Origin of the sequence: Amycolatopsis sp. (genome assembly GCF_035546795.1) — a bacterium.
Classification (GTDB): Bacteria; Actinomycetota; Actinomycetes; order Mycobacteriales; family Pseudonocardiaceae; genus Amycolatopsis_E.
In genome coordinates, this window is record NZ_DASZWC010000007.1 from 107162 (window position 1) to 122071 (window position 14910).

Sequence of the window (14910 nt, forward strand, 5' to 3'; positions counted from 1 at the left end):
CGGCTCTGTCCGGAATGGACGGAGCCGGTCCAGTCCTCAGGAGCCGAAGGCCTCGGCCAACGCGAGGATCCGCTGCGCGTTGTCCACGTGCAGGTTCTCGATCATCCGTCCGTCCACTGTGACCACTCCGCGCCCTTCGGCCTTGGCCTCGTCGAACGCGGCGATGATCTTGCGGGCCTGCTCGACCTCCGCCTCGGACGGGGCGAAGATCCGGTTGCACGGTTCGATCTGGCCTGGGTGGATCAGCGTCTTGCCGTCGAAGCCGAACTCCCTGCCCTGCCGGCATTCCGCCTCGAACCCCTCGGCGTCCTTCACGTCGTTGTAGACGCCGTCGAGGATCACTTTCCCGGTCGCCCGCGCGGCGAGCAGGCACAGCGAAAGCCCACCCAGCAACGGTGCGCGGCCGGGGACGAACTCGGCGTGCAGCTCCTTGGCCAGGTCGTTGGTGCCCATCACGAGCACGGCCAGCCGCTCGCTCGCCGCGGCGATCTCCTCGGCGTGCAGCATCGCGACCGGCGTTTCGACCATCGCCCAGATCTTCGTGTGCTCGGGCGCGCCGCCGAGTTCCAGCGCGCGCTCGATGTTGTGCACCTCGCGAGCCGAGTTCACCTTCGGCACGACGACCGCGGCCGGCCCTGCCTGCGCGGCCGCCCGGAGGTCGGCGTCATGCCATTCGGTGTCCAGCCCGTTCACGCGGATGGTGACCTCGCGCTTGCCATACTCGCCCGACGAAGCGGCGGCGCAAACGCGTTCACGTGCGGCTTCCTTCGCGTCCGGCGCAACGGCGTCCTCGAGGTCGAGGATGAGCGCGTCCGCGGGCAGGGCCTTCGCCTTCTCCAGCGCACGCTCGTTGGCGCCCGGCATGTACAGCACCGATCGCCGTGGTTTGACCTCGCTCACGCCTGCATCTCCTTGGTTGCCTTGTCATACGCTTCGGCCAGTTCCGGGTCACGTGTGGCCAGCGCGTCGGCCAGTTCCGCGACCACCCGGCACTGCTTGTAGGAGGCGTCGTCCTGCATCTTCCCGTCGATCATCACCGCACCCGTACCGTCGCCCATTTCAGCGATCACACGACGGGCCCACGCGACGTCCTCCGGCGCCGGCGAGAACACCTTCTTCGCGATGTCGATCTGCACCGGGTGCAGCGACCACGCGCCGACACAGCCGAGCAGGAACGCGTTGCGGAACTGGTCTTCGCAGGCCACGACGTCGCGGATGTCCCCGAACGGGCCGTAGTAGGGCAAGATCCCGTGCATCGCGCAGGCGTCGACCATCCGCGCGACCGTGTAGTGCCACAGATCCTGCTGATACGTGGTGCGCCCGGCGTTCAGGTCGTCGCCGACCGGGTCGGTGCGCACCAGGTAGCCGGGATGTCCGCCGCCGACGCGCGTGGTCTTCATCCGGCGGCTCGCGGCGAGGTCCGCCGGGCCCAGTGAGATGCCCTGCATCCGCGGGCTCGCCCCGGCGATCTCCTCGACGTTCGCCACCCCGCTCGCGGTTTCCAGGATCGCGTGCACCAGCAACGGTTTCGTCAGCCCGGCGCGCGCTTCGAGCTGCGCGAGCAGCCGGTCCACGTAGTGGATGTCCTGCGCGCCCTCGACCTTCGGCACCATGATCACGTCGAGCTTGTCGCCGATCTCGGTGACCAGGGTGAGCAGATCGTCCAGCGCCCACGGCGAGTCGAGGCTGTTGATCCGGGTCCACAGCTGGGTGCCGCCGAAGTCGGTCGCCTTCGCGATGCGGACCAGGCCCTGGCGTGCGGCCTCCTTGCGGTCCGCGCGCACGGCGTCTTCGAGGTTGCCGAGCAGCACGTCGACCTTCTTCGCGAGATCCGGCACCTTGGCGGCCATCTTCTCGTTGCTCGGGTCGAAGAAGTGGATCATCCGCGACGGCAGCGCCGGGATGTCGCGGACCGGGTCCGGTGCGCCGACGGCGAGTGGCGCGAAGAAGTCCTTCGGCGAACGCATCGATCCTCCCTGGATTCGGTAACCGGCGAGTAACCTTAACCTCGATCCGAGGGGAACCGCTGCGGCAAAGCTCACCTCAGACTGGTGTGGACGAATGGTCATTGCCCGGTTTCACCGAGATCAGAGCGCTGGGTGAAGGCGGTTTCGGCCGCGTCGTGCTGGCGAGGCACGACGGCACGGGCACGCTGGTGGCCATCAAGTACCTGTTCAGCCGCTATCTGAGCGATCCGGCGCGGCTCGCCGCGTTCCGCCGTGAGGCCGAAATCCTCCGCCGCGTGCCGAGCGCGCACATCACTCGGTTGTATGAGTTCGCGGAAACCCCGTACGGCGCGGCGATCGTGATGGAGGCCGTCCGCGGGGTGCCGTTGCGGGAACTCCTGCTGGTCGACGGGCGGCTGGAGCCCGAATCGGCGCTGGCCGTGCTGAAGGGTTCGCTGCTCGGGCTGGCCGACGCGCACCGGGCCGGGATCGTGCACCGCGACTACAAACCCGACAATGTGCTGGTCGGCCCGGATCGCGAGAGCAAGCTGGTCGACTTCGGCATCGCGACGCTCGCGGGCGAGACTGGCCTGCCGATCGGTACCCCGGCGTACATGGCGCCGGAGCAGTGGCACGGCCTGCCTGCCAGCCCGGCCACCGACGTCTACGCCGCGACCTGCGTGTTCTTCCAGGGAGTGACCGGACGCAAACCGTTCCCGGCCGAGGACACCGAGACCCTGCGCGAAATGCACGAACACGCGCCCGTCCCGCTGGAGATGGCGCCCGAGCCGGTGCGCGCGCTGATCGCCGGCGGCATGGCGAAGGACCCAGGCCAGCGGCCGGTCGGCGCGGCCGAGTTCGTCGGCGAGCTGGAGACGGCGGCCGTCGCCGGGTACGGCGAGGACTGGGAGGAACGCGGCCTGTCCCGGCTGGCCCAGCGGACGGGAGTGCTGCTTGCCTTGTCCCCATTGGCTTTGCTGACCGTCGGCACCGCGGCGGCGCCCACCATCGCGGCTGGGACGGCAGCCGCCGGCGTGGGCAGCGGCGTGGCCACCGCGGCGGGTTTCCTGACCGGCGGCAAGATCGCCGCCATCGTCGGCGCGGTCGTGGCGGCCGCGGTGGCGACGGTGGTCGTGGTGACCGTGAACAACGATCCGGCACCACCAGCCGCGGCGCCCGCCACCACGAGCGTCACTCCGGCCGCGCTCGCGGTGAACCTGAAGACCAGGACCGGAACCGAGAACAACTTCGACGTCAGCGCGCAGTACGCGGAGGTCACCGGCATCAGCGATCCCGCCGTCCAGCAGCGGATCAACAAGGTGCTGAGCGCGCCGGTCGACGAGTGGATCTCCTACGTGCGGGAAGGCGCGCTGGAGCGCGAACCGGACGGCAGCCGGGCGCACGCGCACAACAAGGTGACCATCGACCGCCAGGACGACAAGGTGCTGTCGGTGCACTACGAGCTGAGCGTGGACTCCACCCAGTTCGGCAACCACGGTGGCTACGACATGAAGTTGATCAACGTGGACCTGAGGACCGGCAAGCAGATCACCGCGGGCGACGTGTTCACCGGCATCTCGACCAGCCAGGCGGCGATGTCGAAACTGGAGCAGCGGATCCTGGCGCACGCGCCGGGCGGCGGCTACTGCGAGACCGACACCGGCAGCCGCGGGCTGCAGCCGGTCGACCTCGAGCCGTACACCCTCGGCGGCGATCCGGTGCTCCAGATGGCCTTCACCGATCAAGGTGTCGACTTCAGCGTCGGTGCCGGGGCGCTCGGCTACGCGCTCGCTTGCGGATTCCCCGAGTTCGTGGTGCCCTACCAGGAGCTTTCCAATCTTGTGACGCCCGCCGGAAGGGCCCTGCTGCCAGGGAACTGAACCAGGACGTCCACAGTGGACAAAGCGCCGATTGCTCCATTCGGCGGTACGGAAAACGGCCGGGTAACGCCGTTCGGCTGGACGTCACCCGTTCGGTCGCAGTGTCGGACTGAAGTCCGTCGACCGCTTATCGACCGGTCACCGACCGTTGGGCGCCGCCGATCGCAGCCGTTCTGCCGACCCGAAGACCGGCGGCCGTAGCACTGGTAGTCAAGTCATGTGCCACTTTTCACGAGGGGGAGCGGCACGGCTGACGAAGCAGGGCGAGAAGGAGGCGGACTCGTGGCGGTTACACCAGGACACACCGGCGACGCGGTGGTGGCCGGCGGAACCCGGTCATTTCCCACCCGTGTGGTGCCGCCCGTCGAGCTTCCGGCGAGTACGTCCTACCTGGCGGGCGCGGCTGCCGCGCAGCTGGGCTGGGAGGGCGTCGTACTGCCCGAGGTCACCATTCTCGGCCGCCGTGTGTGCGTCGTCGCCAAGCTGCGCACCGACGTGCACGCCGAGCGGATCGCCGTCGGCATCGGCCCGGTGACCGACCGCACCACGGTCGCCACCTGGACCTGGCCCGAGTTCGCGCGCACCGCCCCGGCACCGGCCGCCGACATCGTCGGCGTGCTGTCCGTCGCCCGGCACTGGCGCACCGGCATGGCCTCCGTGGTGCCCTTCGCCCGCTACGGCGAGGCCGCGATGCTGCTGCCCGCGTCGGCCGTGCTGACGAAGGACTATGTGGACAACTGCCTGCCGCGCGCCCGTTCCTACGGCATCGCGGTGGTCTCCGCCGACACCGACGCCAACGTCGAGCGCGACGTCCCGGGCCGTACCGAGCGCACCCTGCTGCCGCAGGACTCGGTCTCCCGGTGGGTCAACGAGATGGTGTACGAGCAGCTCCTCGCGTCCTACGACCTGCCGGTGGCCTGAGTACAGTCGGTCCCATGCGAGTCGTGATCGCCGGCGGACATGGCAAGATCGCCCTGCACCTGGAGCGGCAGCTGGCCGCGAACGGTGCCGAGGCGGTGGGCATCATCCGGAACCCGGCGCAGGCCGAGGATCTCCGCGCGGTGAGCGCGGAGCCGGCCGTGCTGGATCTGGAGAACAGCACTGCGGCCGAGGTCGCGGAGATCCTCAAGGGCGCCGACGCCGCGGTGTTCGCGGCCGGCGCCGGTCCGGGCAGTGGCACGGAGCGCAAGCAGACGGTCGACCTCGGCGCCGCCGCCCTCTTCGGAGAGGCGGCCGAGCTGGCCGGGGTCCGTCGGCACGTGCAGATCGGTTCGATGGGGGTCGGCAGGCCGCCCCGCCCCGGCACGGACGAGGTTTTCGCCGCGTACCTCAAGGCGAAGGAAGCCGCGGAAGAGGATCTGCGCAAGCGCGACTTGGACTGGACCATCCTGCGCCCCGGCAGGCTCACCGACGACGCGGCCACCGGCGAGGTGCACATCGCGGATTCGGTGGACTACGGCGAGATCCCGCGCGCGGACGTGGCCGCGGTGATCATCGCGCTGCTGGAGGAGCAGCGCAGTGTCCGCCGCACCCTGGAACTGGTTGGCGGCAACACCCCGATCGACGAGGCCGTCGCCCGGCTCTGAGTCCACTCAGGACGGTTCGCCGAGCACCCTGTCGAGATAGGGATTGCCGAACACCCCGGCCGGGTCCACCTCATTCCGCACCCGGACGAAGTCGTCGAAATGCGGGTACAGTTTCCGCAACTTGGACGCGTCGAGGTTGTGCATCTTCCCCCAGTGCGGCCGCCCGCCGACCTCCGCGGCGATCGCCGCGAAACCGGCGAAGTACTCCAGGTACGGCATGCCGACGAACTGGTGGATCGCGATGTACGCCGAATCGCGACCGTTCGCTGTGGACAGCCAGATGTCGTCGGCCGCGGCCACCCGCACCTCCACCGGGAAGGCCACCGGATTTTCCAGCCGTGGCACCAGGTTCCGCAGTTCCCCGAGGACGTGGTGCACGGACTCGCGCGGCACGGCGAACTCCGACTCGACGAACCGCACCCCGCGGTGGGTCACGAAAACGCGATGTGACAGGTCGCTGTACTCGCGCGCGGAGAGCACGGCCGACGCGAACTTTCCCAGTGGCCGCACCAATCGCGGCACCGCCCGGCCGATCCGGCACAGCGTGCCGAACGCGACGTTCTCCATGATCTCATAGTCCACGAACTGTTTGACCCGGCCGAGCGGCTTGCGCTCGCTGCCCGCGGGAAGCCGGTTGTTCCGCTTCACCAGCGCGTGGCTGCCGTAGGGAAACCAGTAGAACTCGAAGTGATCGTTACCGGCGGCGAACTCGTCGAACCCCGCCAGCACCTGCTCCAGCGGCTCCGGTCGTTCCTGCGCGGACAGCAGGAACGACGGCTCGCACTGCAAGGTCACGTGCGTGAGCACGCCGAGGGCGCCGAGGCCGACCCGCGCGGCGTGGAACAGATCCGGCCGCCGGTCGGCCGAGCAGGTGACCACCGAACCGTCGGCGAGCACCAGTTCCAGCTGCACGATCTGGGTGGCGAGCCCGCCGAGCTTCGCGCCCGTGCCGTGGGTGCCGGTGGACACCGCACCCGCGATGGTCTGCGCGTCGATGTCGCCGAGATTGGTCATCGCCAGCCCGAGCCCGTCGAGCTCGGCGTTGAGCTGGTGCAACGGCGTTCCCGAGCGCACTGTCACCCGATGGTTGTCCGCATCGACCGACGCGATCCCGGTCCACTGCGTCAGGTCCATCGCGTCCGAGTCGGCGACCGCGATCGGCGTGAACGAATGGCCGCTGCCCCGTGCGCGCAGCCGCCTGCCGTCGACGGCGACACCGGTCACGACCTCGGCGATCTCGGCCACGCTGCGCGGCACGTGCACCCGCCGTGGGTCGGCCGTGGCGGTGCCGGCCCAGTTGGTCCAGCTGGTCATGGGCCCTCACCTGATCCGTATCGAGTGACGAAAACCGTAAGTGAAGAGTATTCGCGTTTCAAGTGGTCTTGCCGTACCGTACTTCGCATGACCTTGCCGAACGCGGCGGCATACGACCTGGCCACGAAGGGTCTCGACGCGCCGCTGGCCATCATCGACCTGCCCGCGTTCGACGCCAACGCCGCCGATCTGGCCCGCCGCGCGAACGGCGTGCCGATCCGGCTGGTCAGCAAGTCCGTCCGCTGCCGGTACCTGATCGAACGCGGTCTCGCGACGCCCGGGTTCGCCGGGCTGATGTGCTATTCGCTGGCCGAAGCGCTGTGGCACGCCGCGCTCGGCACCAGCGACGACATCCTGGTCGCCTATCCGACCGTGGACCACGGTGCGCTGCGCCGGCTCGCCGCCGACGAGCGCGCCCGTGCGGCGATCACGATCATGATCGACTCCACCGAGCACCTCGACGTCGTGGATGCCGCGGCCGGGCCGGAACATCCGGAGATCCGCGTCTGCCTCGAACTCGACGCTTCGTGGCGGCCGCTGCCGATGGTGCACGTCGGCACCCGGCGCTCGCCGGTGTTCACCGCCCGCCAGGCCGCCGAGTTGGCCGGGAAAGTGTTGCGGCACAAGGGTTTTCGCCTCGTCGGGCTGATGGCCTACGAAGGACAGATCGCCGGCCTGCCGGATGCCACCGGTGGTCGTGCCGACCGCGTCGTCCGCTGGATGCAGGGGCGCTCGGTGCGGGAACTGGCGCAACGCCGCACGGAAGCGGTGCGCGCGGTGCGGGAAATCGCCGAACTCGAGTTCGTCAACGGCGGTGGTTCCGGCAGCATCGAAACGACCCGTGCGGAATCGGTGGTGACCGAGGTGGCGGCGGGCTCGGGCCTGATCGGTTCGACCCTCTTCGACTCCTACACCCGCTTCCACCCGCGACCCGCCGCGCTGTTCGCGCTGCCAGTTGTCCACAAGCCGACCCGGAGCATCGCCACCCTGTTCGCGGGCGGCTACATCGCCTCCGGGCCGGCCGCGGAATCGCGGTTGCCCTCGCCCCATCTGCCGTCGGGCCTGCGCCTGCTCGGCTTCGAGGGAGCGGGCGAAGTGCAGACCCCGGTGACCGGAAAAGCGGCCCGTGACCTGCGGCTGGGCGATCGAGTCTGGCTCCGGCACGCCAAGGCGGGCGAGCTCGCCGAGCGGTTCGATCACTACCACATCGTGGTGGACGGGCAACTGGAACGCACCGTGCCGACCTACCGCGGAGAGCACCAGAACTTCGGGTAGCCGACGGTCCACATATCCACAGGCCTGTGGACTACTCTCCGAGCCTGCTCGCGAGGTATCCCTTGATCAGATGTTTGCCTTCTTCCACAATCTCCGGGTCGCCCTGGGGATCGCGGTGGAAGGCCAGTTTGAGCACCGCGTCGGCGGCTTCGATGGCCACTGTGATCGACAGCGAGAGCCGTTCGCCCGGTGTCTCGAGGTATTTGCTCACCAGCGCCGTCAGCGAATCCGCTATCACCTTGTTGTTGTCGCGGCTGTCATCGAGCAGCTGCCGGTCCACCACGTCGCCGAAGTGCACCTTGGAGAAACCCGGCACCTGCCGGTGCATGTCCAGGTAGATGTCGAGGATCGAGTCGACCACGTCCCACCAGTGGCCCGGATCCTCGCCCGCCAGCCGTTCGCTCACCGCGGCGACGAAACGATCGAGGTTGCGCTGGGTCAGCGCCTGCACCACGGCCCGCTTGTCCGGGAAGAACTGGTACAGCGAGCCGACGGCGACCCCCGCCCGCTTCGCGATCAAGGTGGTGGTCAACGCGTCGTACCCGACCTCGTCGATCAGCTGGGCGCTCGCGTCCAGCATCTGCTCCACTCGTCTCGCGCTGCGCTGCTGTACCGGTTGCCGGCGCAGCGGGGTCGCCTGGGTCTCCGACACTGGTGCTCCTTCTGATGCTCTGAACTGCGACTTTAGCGTGCCGAAACGCTTCCCCCCGGACCAGGGACCGGCTATTGTATGAGAACTTTTCATGTTTCCTCGGCGAAAGGCGACACGCCAGTGGAAAACCTGAACTTTCCGCCCGGCTTCCTGTGGGGTGTCTCCACCTCGGCCTTCCAGATAGAGGGTGCGACGGACGCGGACGGCCGTGGCAGGTCCATTTGGGACACGTTCACCTCCGCCCAGGGAAAAATCGTGGCCGACGATCACTATCACCGCTACTCCGAGGACGTCGGACTGCTCGCCGACCTGGGCGTCGGCGGGTATCGAATGTCGTTTTCCTGGCCCAGAATTCAGCCTAATGGAGTAGCAGGCCCGAATTCGCGCGGACTCGATTTCTACGACCGGCTGCTCGACGAGGTGTGCGCCGCCGGAATCGACCCGGTAGGCACGATTTACCACTGGGACACGCCGCAGTCGCTCGAGGACGCCGGCGGCTGGCTCGTCCGGGACACCGCGGAACGGTTCGCGGACTACGCGAAAATCCTTGGCGAACACTTCGCCGATCGGGTGAAAATGTGGATTCCGCTGAATGAGCCGATGGTCATGTCGATTTACGGATATGCCATCGGCGAGTACGCGCCCGGTAAAACACTGCTTCTTGACGCATTGCCAACCGCGCATTATCAGCATCTCGCGCACGGGCTTGCCGTGCAGGCGCTTCGATCCGCGGGCGCGCACAGCATCGGTACCGCGAATCATCATTCCCCGATCTGGCCGGCGTCGGAGAGCGAAGGCGATCGCGCCGCCGCCCACTGGCTCGACGCGCTGCTCAACCGGACCTACCTCGAACCCGTCGTGCTCGGCAGCTACCCCGGGGAGATCGTCCCGTACCTGCCGACGGGATTCGCCGACGATCTGCCGATTATCGCGCAGCCATTGGATTTCTACGGCATCAACTACTACGAACCACAGGGCGCCGCCGCACCGGGCGAGCACAACCCGCTGCCGTTCGAGCTGCGGCCGATCGAGGGTTTTCCGCGCACCACCAACGATTCCCCGGTCGTGCCGGACGCGCTGCGTGAATTGCTCGTCGACCTGAACGCACGCTACGACCTGCCGCCGATCTACATCACCGAGAACGGTTGCAGCTACGACGGCGTGCACGACCCCGAACGTATCGACTTCCTGGCGCGGCACCTGGGTGCGCTGCGGGAGGCGATGGACGTGGGGGTCGATGTACGGGGATATTTCGTGTGGTCACTACTGGACAACTTCGAATGGTCGAAGGGATACGGTCCTCGCTTCGGGCTGGTGCACGTCGATTACGAGACCCAGCGCCGCACCCGCAAGGATTCCTTCGACTGGTACCGGAAACTGGTGAGCCGATGACCGACACCGACGCCCCGGCGGCATTGGCCGAACCGACGACGCGCGTCCGCGGCGGGTGGACCAGCCTGCTTTTCGTCGCGAACATCGGGCTCTGGCTCGGGATCTACGCGCCGATCCAGGTGCTGCTGCCGGAGCAGGCGGAACTGCTGAACGCCGGGCACAAGGAACTGGTGTTCGGCATCGTGACCGGGGTGGGCGCGGTGGTCTCCCTGTTCGCCAACCCCTTGGTCGGGCTCGCGTCCGACCGGACGAGGTCGCGCTTCGGCCGCCGCCACCCGTGGACGCTGGCCGGCGCGGTCCTCGGCGCCGTCGGGCTTTTGGTGCTGGCGATGGCGGGCAACGTCGTGGTGATGACGGTCGGCTGGTGTCTCGTGCAGGCCGGGTTGAACGGAATGCTCGCGACGCTGACCTCGGCAGTGCCGGACCGGGTGCCGGTGGAGCAGCGCGCGCAGATCGGCGGCCTGGTCGGGATCAGCCAGATGCTCGGCACCGTGCTCGGCGCGGTGGTGGTGACCGTGCTGGTGACGAGCCTGCCCGGCGGGTATATCGCCTGCGCGGTGGTCGTTGTGCTGGGCGCGATCGCGTTCGTGGTCCGGACGCCCGACCTGGCGCTGCCGAAGACCTGGCGGCCATCGAACCGCTGGCGCGATGTGCTGGCGGAGCTGTGGGTCTCGCCCCGAGAGCAGCCGGACTTCATGTGGGCGTGGGGCTGTCATTTCCTGATCAACCTCGGCAACGCGCTGGGCACGTTCTACCTGTTGTTCTTTCTGAAGGACGCGGTGCACTACCCGGATCCGGACACCGGCCTGCTGATCATGATGGGTCTGTACGGGGTGGCACTGGTGATCGGCGGGCTCACCGTCGGCTGGCTTTCCGACCGTTCCGGCCGTCGGAAGCCGTACGTCTACCTCGCGGTGATCGTGATGGCCGCGGCGGCTTTCGTGCTGACGATCTGGCAGACCTGGCCTGCCGCACTCGCCGCTTCCCCGTTGCTGGGCGTCGGTTTCGGTGCGTACTGGGCCGTCGCACTGGCAATCCTCACCCAGGTGCTCCCCGCCGCACAGGACCGCGCGAAGGACCTCGGGGTGGTGAACATCGCGAACCTGCTGCCCCAGGTCATCGCCCCGCTGGCGGCGACGATCATCCTGGCGAACCTCGGCGGCTACCCGGCACTGTTCGGCGCAGCCGGGGTGGCGACCCTGGCCGCCGGTGGGTTGATCATCGGGGTGAAGAAGGTCCGGTAGGGGTTTAAGAGACTGTCCTCGCCGGACGGGGGCGGCAAGAAAGCGGCCGCTGGTCACCACTCAACCCAGCCATGCCGTCCAGGTGAGGAGCTCGCACCGTGGGGGCCTGGGGGCTCGGCCCCCAGAAATAATCCGGCCCGCGGACGGGGCGAAGCGAGCGCAGCGAGCGAGTAGGAGCTGGGCCCGCGGGCCGGTGCCGGTCGGGGGAGGGGAGTGCAACGGCACCGGCCCGCGGAGTTCGGGGTCGCCTTCGGACTACGAGGGCGGGGGTAGTCGCAAGCTGCCATCTGCAAATTCACAGCCAGCGACCATGATGATCAACATACCCACGGATTCACCCCTGCGCTAGGGGTTTCAGCTCACTATTCACGATTAATCGGCAAGAGGTCAGCGGGTGGCGACCTGCGGGATAAGCGCGTGGCGGCCGGTGGTCTCGGCCTGCGTCGGCTGCGCTCCCCGGTTCTGCGACGGGACCGTGTTCTTGCCGCGCCGCCAGGAGCGGCGAAGGTCCTGCTGTGGGGCGAGCCCCCCGGCGACCAGGTGCTCATGCGCGACCTGCCACACCGAGCACGGCGCCTTGCAGCGGTGCCACCGGGTTGAGCAGGTCGGGCAGTCGCCGCGCTCATCGGGCTCGTGTGCCGAGAGCATCGCGCGCCAGCCTTCGGTCAGCCGGGGGAGCTCGCTCCGCGCTACCGACACCAGTGAATCCGTGTCAGCCTCGTTTGCCAGTTCGGCGAGCATGTCTAGGCGTTCCCATACGGCGTTCCGGAGAACTTGCCCCAGGATCTGGTCCACGAAAACTCACCGTTACCTTTCCGTCAGCTTCGCAGCTTCGTTGAGCGCAGCCCGCAGCTGGCCGAGTTGGCCGGCGGTCAGCCGCGCTGTTTCTCCGGGCGGTCCCACCAGCACTACCTGGTTGTCCTGGACGAGCACGGTCACACAACGTTCCCGGTTGATCATGTCGCCGCATTGCACGCGCCACACGAGTTGACCGCTCTCGTACCGGCGCACCTGCGCCGCACGAGGATCGGTCACCGCCGGGACCGCCGAGCGGGCCGCCAGGCCGGACGGCCGCATCGGACCCCTCGCGGCCTGGGCGGTCGCACGTGCTGCCGGGATCGAGTCCACGAACTCCACCGCGTCAACTCCGCTCTGTCGGTTCCTGTTGCGTCTCTCGTTGCTCTGTGTGATCGCGGGCGGTGCCCGGTCGCTCACGGAGAACTGAGAACTAGATTGCGATGAACCAGTGCGGAAGAGAAGCCGAACCGACGCTACAGCGGCGACCGGTCAGCTTCGACGGTGAACGGTCGGGGAACTTCGGTCCGGCCGATCAGGCTCGGCAAACAGCGTTTCGCGCGGTTGAATGGGTATGCCTACGCTGCGATTCGACGCCCGAGGTGACGGTGAGGGGGCGCAATATGGACGCCAGTTCCGCTGCGGAAGCCCGGCAGGGCCATCCGATCAGCTCTGATGTCTGGGAAAAGCGCGAGATGCGGGAAGCACTGGCGGGACGCGAGATCAGCGCGGTCTACCGGAACCTCCGCAAGGAGGGCATCTCCCAGCGGCAGATTGCCGCCCTCACCGGCCAGTCACAGTCCGAGGTCTCGGAGATCCTCAAGGGACGGCAGGTCATGGCCTATGACGTGCTGGCGAGGATCGCCGACGGGCTGGGCGTCCCCCGTGGATACATGGGCCTCGCGTACGACGAGGCCACCGAGATTCAGGTCGTCGGCGCAGCCGACGAGCAGCAGGCTGAGGAGGACGAGTCCGTGAAACGGCGGAACTTCCTCGCGCATGCCGCCCAGGTCACGATGGGTGCGGCGGTCTTCGGATCGTCGCCGCAGGCCTGGGCGGCGAGCCCCGCGAGGACGCCGGCACCGGGTCACATCGGGATGACCGACGTGCGCCAGGTGGAAGCGGCGACCAGAGCGCTGCGGGCACTCGATTACCAGTACGGCGGCGGTTTCTGCCGCGACGCCGTGGTCGCGCAGCTGTCCTGGGGGCAGCAGATGCTCGACTCTTCGGCGACCACCCCGGTCAAGTCCAGACTGTTCGTCGCGCTCGCCGACCTGCACAGTCTGGCGGGCTGGACCTCGTTCGACACCGGGCTGATGGACTCCGCGCGCGGGCATTTCGCGAACGCGCTCGAACTGGCCAAACAGGGGGACAACAACCCGCTGGTGGCGAACATCCTGTACCGGATGGGCCGGGTCTACCTGCACCAGGAAGCACCCAACGACGCGCTGAAACTGTTCCAGCTCGGCCAGATCGCGGCCCAGGAATCGGGTTCGGAGCTGGCGATCGCCGTGCTCGCGGCGAACCAGGCCTGGGCCTACGCGATGATGGAGAACGAGGACCAGGCGCTGAAGCTGCTGGGCCTGGCCAAGGACGAGTTCGCCCGCGCGAACCTCGTCGAGGCCGAGGACTGGGTCAAGTTCTTCAACGAGACCGACGTGTACGCGATGATCGGCACCGTGCACACGGTCCTCGCGCGCAGCGTGGACCTCAAGCACACCAAGTACGCGATCCCCGCGCTGGCCAGGGCCGTCGACGCCTACGGCGAGGACATGCAGCGCAGCAAGACGTTCAACCTGAGCGCGCTCGCCACCAACCACCTGCTCGAAGGCGACATCGACCACGGGGCACGGGTCGGCCGTGCCGCGCTCGAGTCCGCCGAGGGGCTCAAGTCCGCACGGATCAAGGACCGGATGGAGCCGTTGAAGGACGAGGCGGAGAAGCGCCGGAACAACCCGGACGCCCGCGACCTCGCCGAGCGGCTCGGCATCTTCTTCGCCGCCTGAGCGAAAACCGACGGGGGCCTTCGATGACCACCGAGAACGCCCGCCGCCGGCGCCGCCGGTACGCCAGGGTCACGAGCACCCCGGTCCGGCGCACCGCCATCCGTCGCGGTGAGCGGTGCACCGAGATGCCCGCCGGCGCGATGAACGGCCGGTTCACCAGGGAAAAGCTGGACAGGGCGCTGGCGCAGGCCTGCGCGCTGCTCGGCCTGGACCACCGCGGCGCGAAGCTGCTGCGGTTCACCAACAACGCGGTGTACGCGCTGGCCGGGGACCCGGTGGTGCTGCGCATCGTCGGTTCGACGACGCTGCGCCACCGGGCCGCCAAGGTCGTCGAGGTCGCGAAGTACTTCGAGCGGCACGGGATCCCGGCGATCCGGCTGCTGCCGGGTGTCGAACAGCCCATCCAGGTCGGCGAGCACGTGGTCACGGCGTGGGAGTACGTCGAGCCGGTGACGAAGGCGACCGCCGGTGAGCTGGGCTTCTTGTTGCGCCGGGTGCACGAGCTGCCGCCGCCGGACAACGTCGGCGAGTGGGCGCCGCTCGCGGACGTCCGGGCCAGGGTGGCCGACGCCGAGGAGCTCGACCCCGGTGACCGGCGGTTCCTGCTCCGGCGCTGTGCCGAGGTCGAGGCGGCGCTGGGCGAGCTGGAGTTTCCGCTGCACCGGGCGCTGATCCACGGGGACGCGCATCCGGGCAACGTGATCGTCGGCCCGGACGGTCCGGTGCTGTGCGACTTCGATTCCTCCTGCGTCGGACCACCCGAATGGGACCTGACCCCGCTGGCCGTCGGCCGCGAGCGGTTCGGGGATCCGGCGGGCCG

General features: G+C 68.5%; 14 protein-coding genes. 8 read left to right on the plus strand and 6 right to left on the minus strand.

The features are described 5' to 3' along the window. Positions 1 to 36 precede the first annotated feature (36 nt). Together VHD82_RS07910 and VHD82_RS07915 are read right to left on the minus strand one after the other, a co-directional pair. Complete coding sequence (locus VHD82_RS07910; RefSeq protein WP_325698772.1) at positions 37 to 900, minus strand: CoA ester lyase; 864 nt, start codon at positions 898 to 900, stop codon at positions 37 to 39. Next, positions 897 to 1967 (minus strand): CoA ester lyase, encoded by a 1071-nt coding sequence (locus tag VHD82_RS07915; RefSeq protein WP_325698775.1) that lies wholly within the window; start codon positions 1965 to 1967, stop codon positions 897 to 899. Before VHD82_RS07915 ends, VHD82_RS07910 begins: the two co-directional genes overlap by 4 nt. An 86-nt stretch (positions 1968 to 2053) precedes the next feature. On the opposite strand from VHD82_RS07915, the gene VHD82_RS07920 reads away from it, so the two are divergent. The 3 genes from VHD82_RS07920 to VHD82_RS07930 all read left to right on the plus strand — a co-directional run bounded on the left by VHD82_RS07920 (position 2054) and on the right by VHD82_RS07930 (position 5412). Further along, complete coding sequence (locus tag VHD82_RS07920; protein ID WP_325698778.1) at positions 2054 to 3826, plus strand: serine/threonine-protein kinase; 1773 nt, start codon at positions 2054 to 2056, stop codon at positions 3824 to 3826. 282 nt (positions 3827 to 4108) lie between these two features. Further along, entirely contained in the window at positions 4109 to 4747 is a 639-nt protein-coding gene (locus VHD82_RS07925; protein WP_325698781.1) for a hypothetical protein, read from the plus strand. A 14-nt stretch (positions 4748 to 4761) separates the two neighbouring features. Continuing rightward, positions 4762 to 5412 (plus strand): NAD(P)H-binding protein, encoded by a 651-nt coding sequence (locus tag VHD82_RS07930; protein WP_325698784.1) that lies wholly within the window; start codon positions 4762 to 4764, stop codon positions 5410 to 5412. Between the two features lie 6 nt (positions 5413 to 5418). Here the strand turns inward: VHD82_RS07930 and VHD82_RS07935 are convergent, their stop codons facing one another. Further along, the gene (locus VHD82_RS07935; protein WP_325698787.1) at positions 5419 to 6726 is read right to left on the minus strand and encodes a D-arabinono-1,4-lactone oxidase; all 1308 of its coding nucleotides are present in this window, start codon (positions 6724 to 6726) and stop codon (positions 5419 to 5421) included. 87 nt (positions 6727 to 6813) lie between these two features. On the opposite strand from VHD82_RS07935, the gene VHD82_RS07940 reads away from it, so the two are divergent. Then, positions 6814 to 8001 carry an amino acid deaminase/aldolase gene (locus VHD82_RS07940; RefSeq protein WP_325698789.1) on the plus strand — a complete coding sequence of 396 codons (1188 nt, stop codon included), beginning with the start codon at positions 6814 to 6816 and terminating at the stop codon, positions 7999 to 8001. A gap of 31 nt (positions 8002 to 8032) precedes the next feature. On the opposite strand, the gene VHD82_RS07945 is transcribed toward VHD82_RS07940, so the two are convergent. Then, positions 8033 to 8653, minus strand: coding sequence for a TetR/AcrR family transcriptional regulator (locus VHD82_RS07945; protein ID WP_325698791.1), 621 nt, complete (start codon positions 8651 to 8653; stop codon positions 8033 to 8035). A gap of 120 nt (positions 8654 to 8773) precedes the next feature. Here VHD82_RS07945 and VHD82_RS07950 point away from each other — a divergent pair, with 120 nt between their 5' ends. Next, positions 8774 to 10045: a GH1 family beta-glucosidase gene (locus tag VHD82_RS07950; RefSeq protein ID WP_325698794.1), complete on the plus strand. Its 1272-nt coding sequence runs from the start codon at positions 8774 to 8776 to the stop codon at positions 10043 to 10045. Then, positions 10042 to 11289 carry an MFS transporter gene (locus VHD82_RS07955; protein ID WP_325698796.1) on the plus strand — a complete coding sequence of 416 codons (1248 nt, stop codon included), beginning with the start codon at positions 10042 to 10044 and terminating at the stop codon, positions 11287 to 11289. The genes VHD82_RS07950 and VHD82_RS07955 overlap by 4 nt, the downstream gene beginning before the upstream one ends. A 387-nt stretch (positions 11290 to 11676) precedes the next feature. On the opposite strand, the gene VHD82_RS07960 is transcribed toward VHD82_RS07955, so the two are convergent. Beyond that, a complete protein-coding gene (locus VHD82_RS07960) occupies positions 11677 to 12084 on the minus strand; it encodes a hypothetical protein (protein WP_325698799.1) in 408 nt (135 codons plus the stop codon). Positions 12085 to 12096: 12 nt separating this feature from the next. Beyond that, positions 12097 to 12426: a hypothetical protein gene (locus tag VHD82_RS07965; RefSeq protein ID WP_414637471.1), complete on the minus strand. Its 330-nt coding sequence runs from the start codon at positions 12424 to 12426 to the stop codon at positions 12097 to 12099. Between the two features lie 281 nt (positions 12427 to 12707). Here VHD82_RS07965 and VHD82_RS07970 point away from each other — a divergent pair, with 281 nt between their 5' ends. Then, positions 12708 to 14090, plus strand: coding sequence for a helix-turn-helix transcriptional regulator (locus VHD82_RS07970; protein ID WP_325698802.1), 1383 nt, complete (start codon positions 12708 to 12710; stop codon positions 14088 to 14090). Between the two features lie 140 nt (positions 14091 to 14230). After that, positions 14231 to 14910: aminoglycoside phosphotransferase family protein (locus tag VHD82_RS07975; RefSeq protein ID WP_325698829.1), on the plus strand; the 680-nt coding region annotated here is incomplete at its 3' end.

Coding starts and splice junctions, on each gene's coding strand:
- VHD82_RS07940 (WP_325698789.1), top strand. CDS start 6,814: ATGACCTTGCCGAACGCGGCGGCATACGACCTGGCCACGAAGGGTCTC.
- VHD82_RS07955 (WP_325698796.1), top strand. CDS start 10,042: ATGACCGACACCGACGCCCCGGCGGCATTGGCCGAACCGACGACGCGC.
- VHD82_RS07930 (WP_325698784.1), top strand. CDS start 4,762: ATGCGAGTCGTGATCGCCGGCGGACATGGCAAGATCGCCCTGCACCTG.
- VHD82_RS07915 (WP_325698775.1), bottom strand. CDS start 1,967: ATGCGTTCGCCGAAGGACTTCTTCGCGCCACTCGCCGTCGGCGCACCG.
- VHD82_RS07970 (WP_325698802.1), top strand. CDS start 12,708: ATGGACGCCAGTTCCGCTGCGGAAGCCCGGCAGGGCCATCCGATCAGC.
- VHD82_RS07935 (WP_325698787.1), bottom strand. CDS start 6,726: ATGACCAGCTGGACCAACTGGGCCGGCACCGCCACGGCCGACCCACGG.